Here is a 19607-nt window from a genome sequence, read left to right as displayed (position 1 = left end):
ATGTACCCTTGTTTGAATTTAATAATTTCGATGCTATTCAAATAGGATTAGCATCACCAGAACAAATCAGAGAATGGTCAAAGGGCGAAGTAAAAAAACCTGAGACTATAAACTATAGAACTTTAAAACCTGAAAGAGATGGCCTTTTTTGCGAAAGAATTTTTGGACCAATTAAAGATTGGGAATGTCACTGTGGTAAATATAAGAGAGTAAGATATAAGGGAATAGTTTGTGACAGATGTGGAGTTGAAGTTACAAAATCTAAAGTAAGACGTGAAAGAATGGGGCATATTGAACTTGCTGCTCCAGTTTCTCACATCTGGTATTTCAAAGGAATACCATCTCGTATGGGACTTATTTTAGATATGTCACCTAGATCACTTGAGAAAATCCTTTATTTTGCTTCCTATGTGGTACTAGACCCAAAAGAAACATCACTACTTAAAAAACAAATCCTTAGTGAAAAAGAATATAGAGAAGCTATAGATAAGTTTGGAGCAGATAGTTTTGTAGCTGGTATGGGTGCAGAATCTGTAAAAGTACTGCTACAAGATATAAACTTAGAAGAGTTATCTAAGGAATTGAAAGAAGATTTAAAAACAAGTACAGGACAAAAGAGAATTAGAAGTATAAGAAGACTGGATGTGTCAGAATCCTTCAGAAAGTCTAAAAACAAACCTGAATGGATCATAATTGATGTTATTCCAGTAATACCACCTGATTTAAGACCAATGGTACAATTAGATGGAGGAAGATTTGCTACTTCTGATTTGAATGACTTGTATAGAAGAGTAATAAACAGAAACAATAGATTAAAAAAGCTTCTAGATTTAGGTGCTCCAGATATAATTGTAAGAAATGAAAAAAGGATGCTCCAAGAAGCTGTAGATGCTCTAATTGACAATGGAAGAAGAGGAAGGCCAGTTACAGGACCGGGAAATAGGCCTTTGAAATCTCTATCTGACATGTTAAAGGGAAAGCAAGGGAGATTCAGACAGAATCTACTTGGAAAACGTGTTGATTACTCAGGTCGTTCGGTTATAGTTGTTGGACCAGAACTTCAAATGTATCAATGTGGTCTTCCAAAAGAAATGGCCTTAGAATTATTTAAGCCATTTGTTATGAAAAAACTTGTTGGAAGTGGAGTAGCTCATAATATTAAGAGTGCTAAAAGAATGGTAGAGAGAGTTATGCCTCAAGTATGGGATGTACTTGAAGAAGTAATATCTGATCATCCGGTACTGCTAAATCGTGCACCTACACTTCATAGACTTGGAATTCAAGCTTTCCAACCTGTACTTGTAGAAGGCAGAGCAATTAAACTACATCCTCTTGTATGTACGGCTTATAATGCTGACTTTGATGGAGATCAAATGGCGGTACATGTACCTCTATCTGTTGAAGCTCAAGCAGAGGCAAGATTCTTAATGCTTGCAGCACACAATATTATGAAACCATCGGATGGTAAACCAGTTTGCGTACCTACTCAGGATATGGTTTTAGGTGCTTATTACCTAACTATTGATAAAGATGGTGCTAAGGGCGAAGGAAGAGCATTTTCTTCACCTGATGAAGTAATAATGGCTTATTCAGTAAAGCAAATTGATATTCATGCTAAGATTAAAGTTAAGATGACTGGAGTAGTTAATGGTAATAGTATCACTCAAATCATAGAAACTACACCAGGAAAATTAATCTTTAATGAAACTATACCTCAGGATTTAGGTTTTATTGATAGAACTATACCTGGGAATGAACTGAAATTTGAAATAGATTTCTTGGTAAGTAAAAAGAATCTTGGTAGTATCATTGATAAATGCTACTTAAAATATGGTCCTTCAGAAACTTCTAAAATGCTAGACAAAATAAAAGCTACAGGATATCATTATTCAACAATTGGAGCAATTACTGTTGCTACATCTGATATGGTAGTTCCAGAAGCTAAAAAAGCACTGCTTGCAGATGCAGATGCCACTGTTGATAAGATTGAGAAGATGTATCGAAGAGGATTTATATCTGAGGAAGAAAGATATGAAAGAGTAATAGAAAAATGGACTAAGACTACAGAAGATGTAGCAAATGCTTTAATGGATAGTTTGGATAAATTTAATCCAATATTCATGATGGCAGATTCAGGAGCCAGAGGGTCTAAGAGTCAGATTAAACAATTAGCAGGTATGAGAGGCCTTATGGCTAACCCATCTGGTAAGATAATCGAGTTACCGATTAGAGCATCTTTTAGAGATGGCCTAGACGTACTAGAGTATTTTATTTCAACACATGGAGCTAGAAAAGGTAATGCAGATACTGCACTTAAAACAGCTGACTCAGGTTATTTAACAAGAAGGCTTGTTGATGTATGTCAAGATGTTATAGTAAGACACGAAGATTGTGGAACAACTGAAGGTTTTGAAGTTTCAGAAATTCGTGATGGAAGTGAAGTAATTGAACAGTTAGTTGAAAGACTTACTGGAAGATATACTGCTGAGGATATTATTCATCCAAAAACAGGCGATATTTTAGTTCCTAAAGGTGAATATATGGATATTCACTTAGCGGAAGCAGTTCAAAAAGCTGGTGTAAAAAAAGTTATGATTAGATCAGTATTTACATGCAAAGCTAAAATTGGTGTTTGTGCACACTGTTATGGAATGAATATGGCAACCTCACAAAAGATCAATATTGGAGAAGCAGTAGGTATAATTGCAGCTCAATCCATAGGTGAGCCGGGAACACAACTTACAATGAGAACATTCCATACAGGCGGAGTAGCGGGTTCAGATATAACTCAAGGTCTTCCAAGAGTTGAGGAATTATTTGAAGCTAGAAAGCCAAAAGGACTTGCAATAGTAAGTGATGTTAACGGATCAGTTAAAATGGAAGATACTAAGAAAAAAAGAGTTGTCATTGTAATTGCTGATTCAGGAGAAGAATTTAGTTATGATATACCATTTGGTTCAAGATTAAAAGTTGCAAATGGAGATACTATTGAGGCTGGAGACGAAATAATTGAGGGTTCAGTTAACCCACATGATATTTTAAGAATCAAAGGTGTTAATGGAGTTAAAAATTATCTTTCTTCTGAAGTACAAAAGGTTTATAGACTTCAAGGTGTTGATATCAATGATAAGCATTTAGAAGTTGTTGTAAGGCAGATGACAAGAAAAGTTAAGGTTGAGGAATCTGGAGATACAGAATTACTTCCAGGAAATTTAGTAGATATTTTTGCATTTGAAGATGCTAATGCTAAAATTGAATCTGAAGGTGGAGTACCTGCTGAAGGTAAAATTTCATTACTAGGAATAACCAAAGCAGCACTTGCAACAGAATCATTCTTATCAGCAGCATCATTCCAGGAAACAACGAGGGTACTTACTGATGCAGCTATTAAGGGTAAAATTGATCCATTGCTTGGATTAAAAGAAAATGTAATAATTGGTAAGTTAATACCTGCTGGTACTGGAATGACAAGATATAGGACAATAAAGATCAATACTGAAGATGATGAGAAGGTAGAAACTGAAAATGATTTAGAAGTATAAGTATTATTAGTTGACATGGTGGTTCTAAAATGATAAAATACACCTTGTGTGTGACTTTAATCGAGTAGATATATCTATATTAGATAAATCTTGCGATTTTAATTATGAGGGGGTTTGAAATGTTAGGTAAAATTGTAGGTCAAAAGGTCGTTGGAGTTAAACAAACCCTGAAAGCTTTAAAAAATAGTAAGGGTAAGGTTTTGTATATAGCCAAAGATGCTGATAGTATTATTACTGAACCTATATTAAAACTAGCTAAAGATAATTCCCTACAAATAATATTTGTAGACACAATGAAAGAATTAGGTAATCTTTGTGATATAGATGTTGCGTCAGCAACAGCATTACTTCTAGAAGATTAAATCAATGCTAGAAACTAAATAACATAGATATATCATGCTGTAACATAGCCATTAAGTTATGTTACAATGCATTGATGTAAATAAACATTAGCTTATAAAAATGAGGAGGTGAAAACATGCCAACTATTAACCAATTAGTAAGAAAAGGCAGAAAGACATTAACAACAAAGTCAGCTTCACCAGCTTTAAAAGACTGTCCACAAAAAAGAGGCGTTTGTACAGTAGTTAAAACAACAACACCTAAAAAGCCAAACTCTGCATTAAGAAAAGTAGCAAGAGTTAGACTTACAAATGGATACGAAGTTACTGCTTATATACCAGGTGTAGGCCATAACTTACAAGAACATAGTGTTGTTCTTATAAGAGGTGGAAAAGTTAAAGATTTACCAGGAGTTAGATATCACATCATCAGAGGGACATTAGACTCTGCTGGAGTTGCTGGAAGACTAAAAAGTAGATCAAAATACGGGACTAAGAGACCAAAGCAAAAAAAATAATGCTTTGACCTAAGGTGCAATGTCTTCAGCATTTATATATATGATAAATTTTATTTACATACATTTGCGAAGTACAGAGCGCTTTGCGGTAGGAATACCGAGTACCTATGAGTTAATTTATTAAGGAGGGAAGAAAAGTGCCAAGAAAAGGATATATTGCGAAAAGAGATGTATTACCAGATCCTATGTACAATAGCAAAGTCGTTACAAAGTTAATAAACAATGTAATGGAAGATGGAAAAAGAGGAGTAGCACAAAAAATATGCTATGAGGCTTTTGACATAATTAAAGAAAAAACAGGTAAGGACCCATTAGAGGTGTTTGAATTAGCACTAACTAATATCATGCCATTACTTGAGGTTAAAGCTAGAAGAATAGGTGGAGCTAATTATCAAGTACCTATCGAAGTTAGACCAGAGAGAAGACAGACATTAGGTCTCAGATGGTTACTTGTTGCTACAGATAAAAGAGGCGAGAAGTATGCAAGAGAAAAACTTGCTAACGAATTAATCGAAGCTTCAAACAATACTGGAGCAGCAGTAAAGAAGAGAGAAGATACTCATAAAATGGCTGAAGCCAATAAGGCTTTTGCTCATTACAGATATTAATATAAAAAACTGTTTTGGCTTTGCCAAGACAGTTTTGTCAAATTTAAAATCACTGGCTGATAGGAGGAACAAATAGTGGGTAGAGAATATTCTTTAGATAAATTCCGTAATATAGGTATTATGGCACATATAGATGCTGGTAAAACAACAACTACTGAGCGTATATTATTCTATACAGGAAAAACACATAAGATTGGTGAGGTTCATGATGGCGGTGCTACTATGGATTGGATGGTTCAGGAACAAGAAAGAGGAATAACAATAACCTCTGCAGCTACAACTTGTTTTTGGAAAGGTTATAATATAAATATAATTGATACACCAGGTCACGTAGATTTCACTGTTGAAGTTGAAAGATCTTTAAGAGTACTAGATGGTGCGGTTTCCGTTTTCTGTGCAAAGGGTGGAGTTGAACCACAATCTGAGACAGTATGGAGACAAGCAACTAAGTATAACGTTCCAAGAATGGCATACGTTAACAAAATGGATATAATGGGTGCAGATTTTTATCATGTTGTTGACATGATGAGAGAAAGACTTCATGCTAATGCAGTTCCAATACAACTTCCAATAGGCAAGGAAGAGGCATTCCTAGGAATTATAGATTTAATTAGAAATGTTGCAGAAGTTTATAAGGATGATTTAGGAACTCAAATAGAAGAAGTAGAAATTCCAGAAGATATGAAAGCATTAACAGAAGAATATAGAGCTGCTATGATTGAAGCAATAGCAGAACTAGATGAAGACCTTATGATGAAATATCTTGATGGTGAAGAAATAAGTGAAGATGAATTAAAAGCAGCACTTCGAAAAGGTGTAATAAAAAATGAAATAGTACCTGTAATCTGTGGTTCTTCATACAAAAACAAGGGTGTTCAAATGATGATTGATGCGGTTATAGAATATATGCCGTCACCTCTCGATATACCAGCTATCAAAGGGCAAGATGTTGATGATGGAGAAGAAATGGAAAGACACCCAAGTGATGATGAGCCTATGGCAGCATTAGCATTTAAAATAGCTACAGATCCTTTTGTTGGAAGACTTTGTTTTGCAAGAGTTTACTCAGGCATAATGAAAACTGGTACATATGTATTGAACGCTAACAAAGGTAAAAAAGAAAGAGTTGGTAGACTAGTTAAAATGCATGCTAATCACAGAGAAGAAGTTGATGAATTACGTGCAGGAGAATTAGGCGCGATAATTGGACTTAAGAATACAACTACTGGAGAAACATTATGTGATGAAGATCATCCAATATTGTTTGAAACTATGGTTTTCCCAGATCCAGTTATTCATGTAGCTATTGAACCAAAAACAAAAGCTGGTCAGGAAAGAATGGGTATGTCCCTTGCTAAGCTTTCTGAAGAAGATCCAACTTTTCAAACTTATACTGATCAAGAAACAGGTCAAACAATAATTGGTGGTATGGGTGAACTTCATCTAGAGATCATTGTTGATAGACTTCAAAGAGAATTTAAAGTTGAATGTAATGTAGGTAAGCCACAAGTTGCATATAAAGAAACAATACGTAAAGCGGTTAAGGCAGAAGGTAAGTATATTAAACAATCAGGTGGACGTGGACAATATGGCCATTGTTGGATAGAGTTAATACCAACTACTGAACCTTACTCATTTGAAAATGCTACTGTTGGAGGATCTATTCCAAAAGAATTTATATCTCCAATTGAAAACGGAATTAAAGAAGCATCAAAAAGCGGTATTCTTGGTGGATATCCAGTTCTTAACTTTAAAGTTAAAGTTGTTGATGGTTCATACCATGATGTTGACTCAAACGAAATGGCATTTAAGGTTGCTGGTTCTATGGCATTTAAAAACGGTATGGCAAAAGCAGATCCAGTACTTTTAGAACCAGTAATGAAGGTTGAAGTAACAGTTCCAGAAGAGTACATGGGAGATGTTATGGGAGATCTTAATTCAAGAAGGGGTAGAATAGAAGGTATGGAAGCTCAATCAGGAGCTGAAGTAATTAGAGCAATGGTTCCATTGTCAGAAATGTTTGGTTATTCTACTACATTAAGATCAAGAACTCAGGGTAGAGGAGTATACAGTATGGAATTTGCTGCATATGAACCAGTTCCAAAGAATATTCAAGAACAAGTTATAGGAAATAAGCAATAAGCAGAATAATAAATAGGAATATATCTAAATAAATTATTATTTAGATATTCCATTCTATTTGTAAGAATAAGCTAGTTATTTTCTACTAATATAAAATATAAGATAATATGTAAATATAAGGAGGAATACAAAATGGCAAAAGCAAAATTTGAAAGAACAAAACCACATGTAAACATTGGAACAATAGGACACGTAGATCACGGCAAGACAACATTAACAGCAGCAATAACAGCAGTCCTTGCAACTAAGGGGTTAGCTCAAGCATCAAAGTTTGACCAAATTGACAAAGCACCAGAGGAAAGAGAAAGAGGAATTACAATTAATACTGCGCACGTTGAGTATGAAACAGTAAATAGACATTATGCACACGTTGATTGCCCAGGACATGCAGATTATGTAAAGAACATGATCACAGGAGCAGCACAAATGGATGGAGCAATCCTAGTAGTTAGTGCAGCAGATGGTCCAATGCCTCAAACAAGAGAACACATACTACTCGCAAGCAGAGTTGGAGTAGGATATATAGTAGTATTCTTAAACAAAGCAGATATGGTAGATGATCCAGAATTATTAGAATTAGTTGAAATGGAAGTAAGAGAATTATTAAGTGAGTATGACTTCCCTGGTGATGACATTCCAATTGTAACAGGATCTGCATTAAAAGCATTAGAAAATCCAACAGACGAAGAAGCATCAAAATGCATATTTGAATTAATGGAAGCTGTAGACACTTACATTCCAACACCAACAAGAGCAACAGATAAACCATTCTTAATGCCAGTAGAAGATGTATTTACAATTACTGGACGTGGAACAGTAGCAACAGGAAGAGTTGAAACTGGTATACTTAAGGTTGGAGAAGAAGTAGAAATCGTTGGACTTAGCGAAGAAAAAAGAAAAGTTGTATGTACAGGAGTTGAAATGTTCAGAAAACTTCTAGATCAAGCAATGGCTGGAGACAACATTGGAGCACTATTAAGAGGGGTACAAAGAGCAGATATAGAAAGAGGTCAAGTACTTGCAAAACCAGGTTCAATACATCCACATGATAAATTTGTAGGTCAAGTATATGTACTTAAAAAAGAAGAAGGCGGAAGACATACACCATTCTTCGACGGATATAGACCACAATTTTACTTCAGAACAACTGATGTAACTGGCTCAATCAAATTACCAGACGGAATGGAAATGGTAATGCCAGGAGACCACATTGACATGAATGTAGAATTAATCACTCAAGTAGCAATGGATGAGGGATTAAGATTTGCAATCAGAGAAGGCGGAAGAACAGTAGGTTCAGGAGTTGTTACTTCAATAGTTAAATAATAATTTCAATATATTTGTAACCATCAATTGATGAAAATTTCCAATAATAAAAGCTTTTATTATTAAGGAGAAGAGGACGCTCTTCTCCTTTAAAATACAACAAAATTAATGTAAAAATATAAGTATAAATTACTAATATAAAAATTATAAGATAATAGTGAAAAAATACTTGTCAAAGCAAATAAAGTGTTGTATACTTTAGTAGTTGTATTGTGGTAACAGCGATGAGGGAAGAGGTTGCCGGACTTCCGGGTTATTCTTCACCGAGCATGTCCTGATCTTGAATCGGGCGACGGGGTTCATGTGGTTGTTTCATGTATTTATTGCATGCAACACCCGGAACAGTTTACAGAACATCCGCTGTTGCACGTAAGAAGTAGAGCGTGCGATGAAAAGGAGGGTATATTAATGATAAAACAAAAAATCAGAATCAGATTAAAGGCTTTTGATCATAACATATTAGATCAATCAGCTGAAAAAATCGTTCAGACAGCAAAAAGTACAGGAGCAAAAGTAGCTGGTCCAGTGCCACTACCTACAGAAAAAGATGTAATTACAGTTTTAAAAGCTCCACACAAATATAAAGATTCAAGAGAACAATTCGAAATAAGAACTCATAAGAGACTAATAGATATAATTAGTCCTTCACCAAAAACTGTTGATGCTCTAATGAGACTCGACTTGCCAGCCGGTGTTGATATCGAAATAAAACTATAAGCGTACATAGAAGTGCGATAAAACACATAAGTGGAGTTCACTGTGTGTAAGTAATAGATAACTATTACTAACTATTATGATCACTGATGTGGTCCGCTAATAAGTAGGAGGTGTATTTTCATGAAAAAAGGAATAATGGGTAAAAAACTTGGTATGACTCAAATATTTGATGAAAATAGAAGAGTTGTTCCAGTTACAGTTGTTGAAGCAGGTCCATGTGTTGTTGTTCAAATTAAAACTATTGAAAATGATGGTTATAATGCAATAAAAGTTGGATTTGGTGACATAAGAGAGAAATTAGTTAACAAACCAATGCAAGGACAATTTGCAAAAGCAGGAACATCTTTAAAAAGATTCGTAAAAGAATTTAGAATGGAAGATACAAGTGCTTATGTGGTAGGTCAAGAATTTAAAGCAGACATATTTGCTGCTGGAGATAAAATTGACGTATCAGGAATATCTAAGGGAAAAGGATTCCAAGGTGTTATAAAGAGATGGAACGCAGCTTGTGGACCAATGAGTCATGGTTCAAAGTTCCATAGAGCCCCTGGATCAATGGGAGCATCTTCTGATCCATCAAAAACATTCAAAAACAAACATATGCCAGGACACATGGGTAATGTTAGTAGAACGGTAATAAACCTTGAAATAGTTAAAGTAATGGTTGAAAAAAACATTATATTAATTAAAGGTGGCATACCTGGTCCAAACAAAGGCACAGTTGTAATAAGAAATGCTGTTAAAGCGTAAATTTAAGGGAAAGGAGGATGCAGAATGCTTACATTAGATTTATTTAACAAACAAGCAGAAAAAGTTGGAGACATTCAACTGAATGAGAACATATTTGGAGTAGAAATTAACACTCATGCTATGCACCAAGTTGTAGTAGCACTACTTGCAAATAAAAGACAAGGAACTCAATCAGCTAAAACTAGAGCTGAAGTTCGAGGCGGTGGAATTAAGCCTTGGAGACAAAAGGGAACTGGTAGAGCAAGACAAGGTTCAATCAGAGCACCACAATGGATACATGGTGGTATAGTATTTGCTCCAAAGCCAAGAGATTACCGTATGTCCGTACCAAAGTCAATGAGAAGAGTTGCTTTTAAATCAGCTTTATCAGCGAAAGTTGCAGAAAATGAAATGATAGTTATAGATAGTTTAGAATTTGATTCACCAAAAACTAAAGCAATGATAGAAGTTTTAAGCGCTTTTGGTGCTAAGAAAACATTGATAGTTGTTGAAAAATCAAACGAAAATGTCTATAAATCAGCAAGAAACATACCAGGAGTTCAAGTATCTCCAGTGAACAATTTAAATGTTTATGACATACTTAAGTATGAAAATTTCATAGTTACAAAGGATGCTGTATCTAAAATTGAGGAGGTGTATATATAATGAAGCTAACTAGCCATGATATTATAAGAAAACCGGTAATCACTGAAAAAAGTATGGCTGTAATGGCTGATAAAAAATACACCTTTATAGTTGATATTCATGCCAATAAAACTCAGGTTAAAAAAGCAGTAGAAGATGTATTTGGAGTCAAAGTTGAAAATGTAAGAACTTTAAGAAACATAGGTAAAACTAAGAGGGTTGGAGTTCACATTGGAAAACGTGCTGATTTCAAAAAAGCTATTGTTACTTTAACAACAGAAAGTAAGACAATTGAGTTTTTTGACGGAATGTAATTATTAAGCAGGTATTGGCAGAAGCCAGATAAGCGAAGAAAAGGGAGGGAAATCAAATGGCTATTAAGAAATTCAGACCAACCACACCTTCAAGAAGAAATATGACTATGTCAGATTTTGTAGAGATAACTACAGATAAGCCACTAAAATCACTTCTTGTAAGCACAAAACGATCAGGTGGTAGAAATAACCAAGGTAAAATAACTGTTCGTCACCGTGGTGGTGGAGCAAAACAAGCATACAGACTAATAGATTTCAAGAGAACTAAAGATGGTATTCCAGCAAAAGTTTCTACAATTGAGTATGATCCAAATAGATCTGCTTACATAGCTCTTGTTGTATATGCTGATGGTGAGAAAAGATACATAATCGCTCCAGTTGGATTAAAAGTTGGAGATGTAATTGTATCAGGTGCTGATTCTGACATAAAAATTGGGAATACTCTTCCAATAGTAAATATACCAATCGGTTCTACAATTCATAATATTGAATTACAGGTTGGAAAAGGTGCTCAGCTAGTAAGATCTGCAGGTTCTTCAGCGCAGCTTATGGCTAAAGAGGGAGACTATGCTCAGGTAAGACTTCCAAGTGGAGAAGTAAGATATATTAGAGTGAACTGTAGAGCTACTATAGGAACAGTTTCTAATGTAACTCATGATATTGTTAATATAGGTAACGCAGGTAAAAAGAGACATTTAGGCTTTAGACCTACAGTCAGAGGTTCTGTAATGAACCCTAACGATCATCCACATGGTGGTGGAGAAGGTAAGTCACCAGTTGGTCATGCTAGTCCGATGACTCCTTGGGGTAAACCAGCATTGGGATATAAAACTAGAAAAACTAAAAAATACTCTGACAAATATATTGTTAAGGGAAAAAATAGAAAGTAGTTTTATTTTTAATCTATGATTAAGTTTTTGAAGGGAGGCCACAAAAGTGAGTAGATCAGTTAAAAAAGGACCTTTTATACAAGAAGTTCTTTTAAAAAGAATAAATGAAATGAATAAAGCTGGCGAGAAAAAAGTTATAAAGACATGGTCCAGAGCTTCTACTATTTTTCCACAAATGATAGGGCATACTATTGCTGTTCATGATGGAAGAAAACACGTACCAGTTTATGTACTAGAAGATATGGTAGGACATAAATTAGGAGAATTCGCGCTAACTAGAACGTTCAAAGGACATATTGATAAGGAAAAAACAAGCAGAGTAAGATAGTGTCGGAAGGAGGAAACAATTAATGGAGGCTAAAGCTATAGCTAAATATGTGAGAACATCCTCAATGAAAATGGGAATTGTTCTTGATCTAATAAGAGGTAAGAATGTAAAAGAAGCATTTTCTATATTACAATTTACTTCCAAAAATGCAGCTGATGTAGTAACCAAAGTACTTAAATCTGCTGTAGCAAATGCAGAAAATAACTTGAACTTAGATGTTAATAGATTATATGTTGCTAATGCCTATGCATGCCAAGGTCCAACACTTAAAAGATTTAGACCGCGTGCACAAGGAAGAGCATATAGAATAAGAAAAAGATCTAGCCATGTAACTATAATAGTTACAGAAAGATTATAAGAAGGAGGGATATAACTTGGGACAAAAAGTAAATCCACACGGCTTTAGAGTTGGGGTAATAAAAGATTGGAATTCTAAATGGTATGCAGACAAAAAGAACTTCGCAGACAATCTTGTTGAAGATTATAAGATTAGAGAATTCTTAAAAGGCAAACTTTATACAGCTGGAATTTCTAAAATTGAAATTGAAAGAGCTGCAAAAAGGGTTAAAATCAACATACACACTGCTAAACCAGGAATGGTTATTGGTAGAGGTGGCTCTGGAATTGAAGTTATAAAACAAGACATGAAAAAACTTGTAGCTGATAAAAATGTTTTAATTAACATTGTAGAAGTAAAACAAGCTGAGAATAATGCTCAATTAATGTCAGAAAACATTGCTTCTCAATTAGAAAAGAGAATTTCTTTTAGAAGAGCTATGAAGCAAACTATTCAAAGAGCTATGAGAACTGGTGTTAAGGGAGTTAAAACTGCTTGTGCAGGAAGACTTGGCGGAGCAGAAATAGCTAGAACAGAACACTATCATGAAGGTACAATTCCGTGTCAAACATTAAGAGCTGATATAGATTATGGATTTGCAGAAGCAAATACCGTATATGGTAAAATCGGCGTAAAAGTTTGGGTTTATAGAGGTGAAGTTCTTCCTACAAAGAAAATCGTTAAGGAAGAAGTAAACGCATAGAAGTGTAAGGAAGGAGGAATAAAATATGTTAATGCCTAAGAGAACTAAACATCGTAAAGTTCATCGCGGTAAAATGCGAGGAAAAGCTACAAGAGGAAACTTTATTGCATACGGTGATTATGCATTGCAAGCTACAGAATGTGGTTGGGTTAAAAGTAATCAAATTGAAGCTGCCAGAGTTGCTATCAATAGAGAAGTAAAAAGAGGCGGACAGGTTTGGATAAAAATCTTCCCTGATAAGCCAGTAACTGAAAAACCAGCTGAAACTCGTATGGGTTCAGGTAAAGGATCAGTAGAATATTGGGTAGCAGTTGTTAAGCCAGGCAGAGTCTTATTTGAAATTGCAGGAGTAACAGAAGAAGCAGCTAGAGAAGCAATGAGACTTGCTTCACACAAACTTCCAATTAAAACTAAGTTTGTATCTAGAAAAGATTTTGAGGAAATGGGTGGTGAACTCAATGAAGGCTAATGAATTAAATGAATTAAGACAAAGTAATCCTCAAGATTTGCAAGTGAAAATGTCTGATTTAAAGGCAGAATTATTTAACCTTAGGTTTCAGCTAGCTACAGGACAATTAGAGAACCCTATGAGAATTAAACAGGTTAAAAAATCTATAGCCCAAATTAAGACCATCCTTAGACAAGAAGAAATAAGGTCTTTAGAACAGTAAAACTGAAAGGAGGTTGCTCTTGTGGAAAGAAATAACCGAAAGACAAGAACTGGTAGAGTAGTTTCTGATAAAATGGATAAGACAGTAGTTGTTGCAATTGAAACAAAAGTTCGTCATCCATTATACGGAAAAATAATCAATAAAACAACAAAATTTAAGGCTCATGATGAAAATAATGAGGCGCAAATTAATGATAAAGTTACAATTATGGAAACTAGACCATTATCTAAAGATAAAAGATGGAGAATTACTGGAATAGTTGAAAAAGCTAAATAATATTTCAGTTTAAGAACTGAAAGGAGGGTATTTGAAATGATACAACAGCAATCTAAGTTAAAAGTTGCAGATAATTCTGGTGCAAAAGAAATTATGTGTATTAGAGTATTAGGTGGATCCAAGAGAAAATGGGGAAACATCAGCGATACAATAGTTGCCAGCGTAAAAAGTGCAACACCAGGTGGAGTTGTTAAAAAGGGCGAAGTTGTTAAGGCTGTTATAGTTAGATCTGTAAAAGGTTTAAGAAGAGCAGATGGATCATATGTTAAATTTGATGATAATGCAGCTGTTATTATTAAAGATGACAAAACCCCAAAAGGTACCCGTATATTCGGACCTGTTGCTAGGGAGTTAAGGGATAAAGACTTCAGTAAGATCTTATCACTAGCGCCTGAAGTTTTATAAGATAGGAGGTGTCTAACATGGCAGTTAAAAAAGTGCACGTAAGAAAGAAAGATTCAGTAATGGTTATTTCAGGTAAAGATAAAGGAAAAATAAGCGAAGTCTTAGCTGTATTTCCTAAAACTGGTAAGGTTTTAGTGAAAGATGTTAGCGTGGTTACAAAGCATCAAAAACCAAGCAAACAAAACATGCAAGGTGGAATAACTCATAGAGAAGCAGCTATAAATTCTGCAAAAGTTATGTTATATTGCACAAAATGTAAAAACGTAACAAGAATTAATAGTAAAATTCTTGATGATGGAACTAAGGTTAGAGTTTGCAAAAAATGTGGAGAAACATTTTAATTTCTGAAAGGAGGTTTAACATATGAGTTCAAGGCTACAAGAAAAATATGAAAACGAAGTAGTTCAAGCTTTAATGGAAAAATTCGGGTATAAAAACATAATGGAAGTACCAAAACTTGAAAAAATCGTTTTAAATATGGGAGTTGGCGAAGCTAAAGACAATTCTAAAGTTTTAGAATCTGCTGTTAGTGATATGCAAATTATAGCTGGCCAAAAGCCAATTATAACAAAAGCAAAGAAATCTATAGCTAACTTCAAATTAAGAGAAAATACACCAATAGGTTGTAAAGTTACATTAAGAAAATCACAAATGTTTGAATTTGCTGATAAATTAATGAATGTTGCATTACCTAGAGTTAGAGATTTTAGAGGAGCTTCTTCTAAAGCATTTGACGGCAGAGGAAACTATGCAATAGGTGTTAAAGAACAACTTATATTCCCTGAAATTGAATATGATAAAATAGATAAGATAAGAGGAATGGATATAATATTCGTTACTACTGCAAAGACAGACGAGGAAGCAAGAGAGCTATTAAGATTCCTTGGAATGCCATTTGCTCAATAATAAGGAGGGAAACATATGGCACGTAAGGCATTAATAGAAAAGTGGAAAAAAGAACCTAAATTTTCAACTAGAGCTTATACAAGATGCAGACTTTGTGGAAGACCGCACTCTGTATTACAAAAATTTGGTATATGCCGTATCTGTTTTAGAGAACTTGCACACAAGGGAGAAATTCCTGGTTGCAGAAAAGCAAGTTGGTAATTAGAACATTCTAATGAAAGGAGGCACGAAAAATGGTTATGACTGACCCAATCGCAGATTTGCTAACACGTATAAGAAATGCAAATGTTGTTAAACATGAAATAGTAGAAATACCTTCTTCAACTATAAAGAAGGAAATTGCAAATATAATGCTTCAAGAAGGATATCTTAAAAACATTGAAGAATATAATGATGGCGTTGTTCCTATGATGAGACTTGCAATGAAATATGGTCAAAACAAGGAAAGAGTTATCACTGGACTTAAGAGAATATCTAAACCAGGACTAAGAGTATATTCTAAAAATGAGGATATTCCAAAGGTATTGAACGGATTAGGAGTTGCTATAATATCAACTTCAAAAGGACTAGTTGCAGATAGAGATGCTAGAAAATTAGGACTAGGCGGAGAAGTTATTTGTTATATTTGGTAGTATAATAATTCTAAGACATAACGAATTGGTTTGTTATGTACATAGTATTGATATATAGTATAAGGAAAATCAAAAAAAAGTATGTACTTACAGTACATATAGAATAAATAATTCTAAATTGGTTAGTACTTAATAAGAATATAAAGGGCATAGCAATTAATAATTGTTAGGTGTCTAAAAACAAAACAGGAGGTGTAAGTATGTCAAGAATCGGGAGACTTCCAGTAGCTATACCGAGTGGTGTAACTGTTACAGTTTCACCAGCTAATGTTGTGAATGTTAAAGGACCGAAAGGCGAATTAACTCAAAACATGAGTGCTAAAATGACTATAGCTATAGAAGACAATATTTTGGTAGTTACAAGACCAAGCGATGTAAAAGAGCATAGAGCTCTTCATGGACTTACAAGATCATTAATAAACAATATGATTATTGGCGTTACAGAAGGATACCAAAAAACTCTTGAGTTAGTTGGTGTTGGTTACAGAGCTCAATTAAAAGGACCTAAAATTACATTAAATCTTGGATATTCACATCCAGTTGAAATAGATGCAGTTGCAGGAATCCAATTTGAATTACCTGATGCTAATAAAATAATAGTAAAAGGTATTGATAAACAATTAGTTGGCGCGGTTGCAGCAAAAATCAGAGCTTGGAGAAAACCAGAACCTTACAAAGGCAAAGGAATTAGATATTCTGATGAAGTTGTTAGACGTAAGGAAGGTAAAACAGGGAAATAAAGTAGGAAGGAGTGATTGATTTGTTCAAGAAAGAAGATAGACAAAAGCATAGAGTTAAGCGTCATCTTAGAGTACGTAGAAAAATTTCTGGTACAGCAGCAACACCTAGATTAGCTGTATATAGAAGTGCTAAGAACATATATGCTCAAGTAATAGATGATGTTGCTCAAATCACATTAGTTTCTGCTTCAAGCATAGATAAAGCTTTCGAACTAAAATTAGGAAGCAATAAAGAAGCAGCAAAATTAGTAGGGAAAATGATTGCTGAAAGAGCACTTGCAAAAGGAATAGAAGGAGTAGTATTCGACAGAGGTGGTTATGTATACCACGGTAGAGTACAAAACTTAGCTGAAGGCGCGCGTGAAGCGGGACTTAAATTCTAAGAAAAGGAGGGAAACACATGAAAATAGATCCTAGCACATTAGATCTTAAGGAAAAAGTAGTTAATATAAACAGAGTTGCTAAGGTTGTTAAAGGTGGAAGAAACTTCAGATTCAGCGCACTAGTTGTTGTTGGAGACGAAAACGGACACGTTGGCGTTGGAATGGGTAAATCTGTAGAAATTCCAGAAGCAATTAGAAAAGGAATAGAAGATGCTAAGAAGAATTTAGTAACAGTAGCTATGGTTGGAACAACAATTCCTCATACTATTGATGGTAAGTTCGGAACTTCAGTTATACACATAATGCCTGGTGCAGAAGGTACAGGAGTTCTAGCTGGCGGACCAGTTAGAGCAGTTCTAGAATTATCAGGATTAAAAGATGTTAGAGCCAAATCTTTAGGCTCAAGTAATGCAAGAAATGTAGTTAATGCCACTATTGATGGTTTAGCAAGGCTAAGAACAGCAGAAGATGTTGCTAAATTAAGAGGTAAGACTGTAGAAGAAATATTAAGATAGGAGGGGAAAACCTTGGCTAAAGTCAAACTAACATTGGTTAAGAGTTTAATAGGTAGAAAAAAAGAACATATTGCTACTTGTAAAGCTTTAGGATTAAGAAAAATAAGACAAAATGTTGAGCACGAGGAAACTCCTCAAATCAGAGGTATGATTAACAAAGTTATATATCTAGTAAATGTAGAAGAAGTTTAAAACGAGGAGGTGTTTACATGAAACTTCAAGATTTAAGACCTGCGGAAGGCTCAAAAAAATCTCGTAAAAGACTTGGTAGAGGTACTGCTACTGGGTGGGGTAAAACTGCGGGAAGAGGTCAAGACGGACAAAACTCTAGATCAGGTGGAGGAACAAGACCAGGATTTGAGGGTGGTCAGATGCCTTTATACAGAAGATTACCTAAAAGAGGATTCACTAATATTTTTGCAAAAGAATATGCTTGTATAAATGTAGATAGACTTAATATTTTTGAAAATGGAACAGAGATTACACCAGAATTGCTATTAGAGAGAAGAGTCATAAGAAAAGTTCATAATGGAGTTAAAATACTTGGAAATGGTAATTTAGAAAAGAGTTTAACTGTAAGTGCAACAAAATTCTCTAAAGCAGCAGCTGAAAAAATTGAAGCGGCTGGAGGAAAAGTTGAGGTGATATAAATGTTATCAACCCTACGTAATGCCTGGAAAATTCCGGATTTAAGAAAACGTATGATATTCACACTACTTATGGTTGCGATTATTAGGATGGGTATTTTCATTCCTGTTCCTGGTGTAGATGCTAGCAAACTTTTATCATTAACTAGTAATGGAGGCACATTATTTAGTTTTTATGATATGCTTTCAGGTGGTGCATTTAGTAAGTTTAGTATTTTTGCGATGGGTGTAGGTCCATACATAAATGCATCAATTATAATGCAACTACTTGTAATAGCAATTCCTTATTTAGAGCAACTTTCTAAAGAGGGTCTTGAGGGACGCAAGAAGATACAGGATTACACAAGATATGCTTCAATAGTGCTTGGAGCACTGCAAGCTTTTGGTATGTATGCAATTATTTCAAGTACTGGAGCATTTTCAAGTAATTCTAGTTTAACCATATTCTTAGTCATACTAACGATGACAACTGCATCAACATTTTTGGTGTGGATAGGTGAGCAAATCACTGGTAAAGGTATCGGAAATGGTATTTCGTTGATAATTTTTATTAATATTATATCAGGGTTACCTTCACTTGTGTATAAAATTTCTGGACTTCAGCAGGCAGGAACTGTAAATTTTGTAGAGGTTATAATGTTTATTGTAGTAGCTATAGCATTATTAGTAGCAGTAGTAATAGCAAGTTTAGGTGAAAGAAGAATTCCTGTTCAATATGCTGGAAAGTCAGTTGGAAATAAAACATTTAAAGGACAATCAACACATATCCCAATCAATGTAAATGGATCTGGAGTTATAGGTATTATTTTCGCAATGTCAGTAATGACATTCCCAGAAACAATAGCGCAACTTAAACCGACATCTTCATTTGCAAAATTCATTACAGGAAGTCCTTGGAGCATTTTTGAAAGGAACAGTTGGAAATATGCCACGGTATATTTTGTGTTAGTAGTATTCTTTACTTGGTTCTATACTCAGGTAACATTTAAACCAGATGAAATGGCTGAAAACATGCATAAATCATCAGGCTTTATACCAGGTATTAGACCGGGAGAGAATACAGCGAATTATATCGATATGGTATTGACTAAGATTTCAATACTTGGAGGAACTTTTGCGGCTGTTATAGCAATATTCCCTATTATTATAGAGGGATATACTCACTTTAAAGGAGTATACTTTGGTGGGACAATGTTAATGATCATGGTAAATGTTGCTATTGAGACGTTAAGGCAACTTGAATCACAATTAGTAATGCGCCATTACCAAGGATTCCTTAGATAAATTATACC

28 protein-coding genes are annotated in these 19607 nt (G+C 34.6%); all 28 read left to right on the top strand.

From position 1 onward, the window contains the following. Positions 1–8: 8 nt before the first annotated feature. The 28 genes from rpoC (at position 9) to secY (ending at position 19599) form a co-directional block, all read left to right on the top strand. A complete protein-coding gene (gene rpoC, locus KPL51_RS03370) occupies positions 9–3542 on the top strand; it encodes a DNA-directed RNA polymerase subunit beta' (protein ID WP_216157324.1) in 3534 nt (1177 codons plus the stop codon). A 119-nt stretch (positions 3543–3661) separates the two neighbouring features. Further along, positions 3662–3904: a ribosomal L7Ae/L30e/S12e/Gadd45 family protein gene (locus KPL51_RS03365; RefSeq protein ID WP_216157321.1), complete on the top strand. Its 243-nt coding sequence runs from the start codon at positions 3662–3664 to the stop codon at positions 3902–3904. A gap of 116 nt (positions 3905–4020) precedes the next feature. Further along, a complete protein-coding gene (rpsL, locus tag KPL51_RS03360; protein WP_216157318.1) occupies positions 4021–4401 on the top strand; it encodes a 30S ribosomal protein S12 in 381 nt (126 codons plus the stop codon). A 137-nt stretch (positions 4402–4538) separates the two neighbouring features. Continuing rightward, positions 4539–5009, top strand: coding sequence for a 30S ribosomal protein S7 (gene rpsG, locus KPL51_RS03355; protein ID WP_216157315.1), 471 nt, complete (start codon positions 4539–4541; stop codon positions 5007–5009). 75 nt (positions 5010–5084) lie between these two features. Further along, complete coding sequence (gene fusA, locus KPL51_RS03350; RefSeq protein ID WP_216157312.1) at positions 5085–7151, top strand: elongation factor G; 2067 nt, start codon at positions 5085–5087, stop codon at positions 7149–7151. A 132-nt stretch (positions 7152–7283) separates the two neighbouring features. Next, positions 7284–8477 carry an elongation factor Tu gene (tuf, locus tag KPL51_RS03345; RefSeq protein WP_216157309.1) on the top strand — a complete coding sequence of 398 codons (1194 nt, stop codon included), beginning with the start codon at positions 7284–7286 and terminating at the stop codon, positions 8475–8477. 408 nt (positions 8478–8885) lie between these two features. Continuing rightward, a complete protein-coding gene (gene rpsJ / locus KPL51_RS03340; RefSeq protein ID WP_216157430.1) occupies positions 8886–9194 on the top strand; it encodes a 30S ribosomal protein S10 in 309 nt (102 codons plus the stop codon). A gap of 120 nt (positions 9195–9314) precedes the next feature. Next, a complete protein-coding gene (gene rplC / locus KPL51_RS03335; RefSeq protein ID WP_216157306.1) occupies positions 9315–9944 on the top strand; it encodes a 50S ribosomal protein L3 in 630 nt (209 codons plus the stop codon). Positions 9945–9968: 24 nt separating this feature from the next. Further along, a complete protein-coding gene (rplD, locus tag KPL51_RS03330; RefSeq protein WP_216157305.1) occupies positions 9969–10589 on the top strand; it encodes a 50S ribosomal protein L4 in 621 nt (206 codons plus the stop codon). Next, positions 10589–10882 (top strand): 50S ribosomal protein L23, encoded by a 294-nt coding sequence (gene rplW, locus KPL51_RS03325; protein WP_216157302.1) that lies wholly within the window; start codon positions 10589–10591, stop codon positions 10880–10882. Before rplD ends, rplW begins: the two co-directional genes overlap by 1 nt. A 56-nt stretch (positions 10883–10938) precedes the next feature. Beyond that, complete coding sequence (rplB, locus tag KPL51_RS03320; RefSeq protein WP_216157299.1) at positions 10939–11772, top strand: 50S ribosomal protein L2; 834 nt, start codon at positions 10939–10941, stop codon at positions 11770–11772. A 46-nt stretch (positions 11773–11818) separates the two neighbouring features. Further along, positions 11819–12100, top strand: a complete 282-nt coding sequence (rpsS, locus tag KPL51_RS03315; RefSeq protein WP_216157295.1) for a 30S ribosomal protein S19 — start codon at positions 11819–11821, stop codon at positions 12098–12100. 22 nt (positions 12101–12122) lie between these two features. Then, positions 12123–12458, top strand: coding sequence for a 50S ribosomal protein L22 (gene rplV, locus KPL51_RS03310; protein WP_216157292.1), 336 nt, complete (start codon positions 12123–12125; stop codon positions 12456–12458). Positions 12459–12474: 16 nt separating this feature from the next. Then, positions 12475–13140 carry a 30S ribosomal protein S3 gene (rpsC, locus tag KPL51_RS03305; RefSeq protein WP_216157290.1) on the top strand — a complete coding sequence of 222 codons (666 nt, stop codon included), beginning with the start codon at positions 12475–12477 and terminating at the stop codon, positions 13138–13140. 25 nt (positions 13141–13165) lie between these two features. Next, complete coding sequence (gene rplP, locus KPL51_RS03300; protein WP_216157287.1) at positions 13166–13609, top strand: 50S ribosomal protein L16; 444 nt, start codon at positions 13166–13168, stop codon at positions 13607–13609. Further along, entirely contained in the window at positions 13599–13811 is a 213-nt protein-coding gene (gene rpmC, locus KPL51_RS03295) for a 50S ribosomal protein L29 (protein ID WP_164951487.1), read from the top strand. Before rplP ends, rpmC begins: the two co-directional genes overlap by 11 nt. A gap of 21 nt (positions 13812–13832) precedes the next feature. Next, on the top strand, positions 13833–14087 hold the full coding sequence (gene rpsQ / locus KPL51_RS03290; RefSeq protein WP_216157283.1) for a 30S ribosomal protein S17: 255 nt from the start codon (positions 13833–13835) through the stop codon (positions 14085–14087). A gap of 36 nt (positions 14088–14123) precedes the next feature. Next, positions 14124–14492 carry a 50S ribosomal protein L14 gene (rplN, locus tag KPL51_RS03285; RefSeq protein ID WP_216157280.1) on the top strand — a complete coding sequence of 123 codons (369 nt, stop codon included), beginning with the start codon at positions 14124–14126 and terminating at the stop codon, positions 14490–14492. Between the two features lie 17 nt (positions 14493–14509). Continuing rightward, the gene (gene rplX / locus KPL51_RS03280; protein WP_216157276.1) at positions 14510–14833 is read left to right on the top strand and encodes a 50S ribosomal protein L24; all 324 of its coding nucleotides are present in this window, start codon (positions 14510–14512) and stop codon (positions 14831–14833) included. 22 nt (positions 14834–14855) lie between these two features. Further along, positions 14856–15398: a 50S ribosomal protein L5 gene (gene rplE / locus KPL51_RS03275; RefSeq protein WP_216157274.1), complete on the top strand. Its 543-nt coding sequence runs from the start codon at positions 14856–14858 to the stop codon at positions 15396–15398. A gap of 15 nt (positions 15399–15413) precedes the next feature. Further along, a complete protein-coding gene (locus tag KPL51_RS03270; RefSeq protein ID WP_125002882.1) occupies positions 15414–15599 on the top strand; it encodes a type Z 30S ribosomal protein S14 in 186 nt (61 codons plus the stop codon). A 32-nt stretch (positions 15600–15631) separates the two neighbouring features. Then, positions 15632–16030 (top strand): 30S ribosomal protein S8, encoded by a 399-nt coding sequence (gene rpsH / locus KPL51_RS03265; RefSeq protein ID WP_216157272.1) that lies wholly within the window; start codon positions 15632–15634, stop codon positions 16028–16030. Between the two features lie 200 nt (positions 16031–16230). Further along, the gene (rplF, locus tag KPL51_RS03260; RefSeq protein WP_216157270.1) at positions 16231–16770 is read left to right on the top strand and encodes a 50S ribosomal protein L6; all 540 of its coding nucleotides are present in this window, start codon (positions 16231–16233) and stop codon (positions 16768–16770) included. 20 nt (positions 16771–16790) lie between these two features. Continuing rightward, on the top strand, positions 16791–17153 hold the full coding sequence (gene rplR, locus KPL51_RS03255) for a 50S ribosomal protein L18 (protein ID WP_216157268.1): 363 nt from the start codon (positions 16791–16793) through the stop codon (positions 17151–17153). Between the two features lie 17 nt (positions 17154–17170). Then, on the top strand, positions 17171–17668 hold the full coding sequence (gene rpsE / locus KPL51_RS03250; protein WP_216157266.1) for a 30S ribosomal protein S5: 498 nt from the start codon (positions 17171–17173) through the stop codon (positions 17666–17668). A 12-nt stretch (positions 17669–17680) separates the two neighbouring features. Then, entirely contained in the window at positions 17681–17860 is a 180-nt protein-coding gene (gene rpmD, locus KPL51_RS03245) for a 50S ribosomal protein L30 (RefSeq protein ID WP_216157263.1), read from the top strand. Positions 17861–17877: 17 nt separating this feature from the next. After that, on the top strand, positions 17878–18318 hold the full coding sequence (gene rplO, locus KPL51_RS03240; protein WP_216157261.1) for a 50S ribosomal protein L15: 441 nt from the start codon (positions 17878–17880) through the stop codon (positions 18316–18318). After that, positions 18319–19599 carry a preprotein translocase subunit SecY gene (gene secY, locus KPL51_RS03235; RefSeq protein WP_216157259.1) on the top strand — a complete coding sequence of 427 codons (1281 nt, stop codon included), beginning with the start codon at positions 18319–18321 and terminating at the stop codon, positions 19597–19599. Positions 19600–19607 lie beyond the last annotated feature (8 nt).

It is taken from the genome of Clostridium bowmanii, from assembly GCF_018861315.1.
Lineage (GTDB): Bacteria > Bacillota > Clostridia > Clostridiales > Clostridiaceae > Clostridium_AD > Clostridium_AD bowmanii.
Note: the sequence above shows the minus strand (reverse complement) of the source record. Positions and strands in the feature narration are given on the sequence as shown.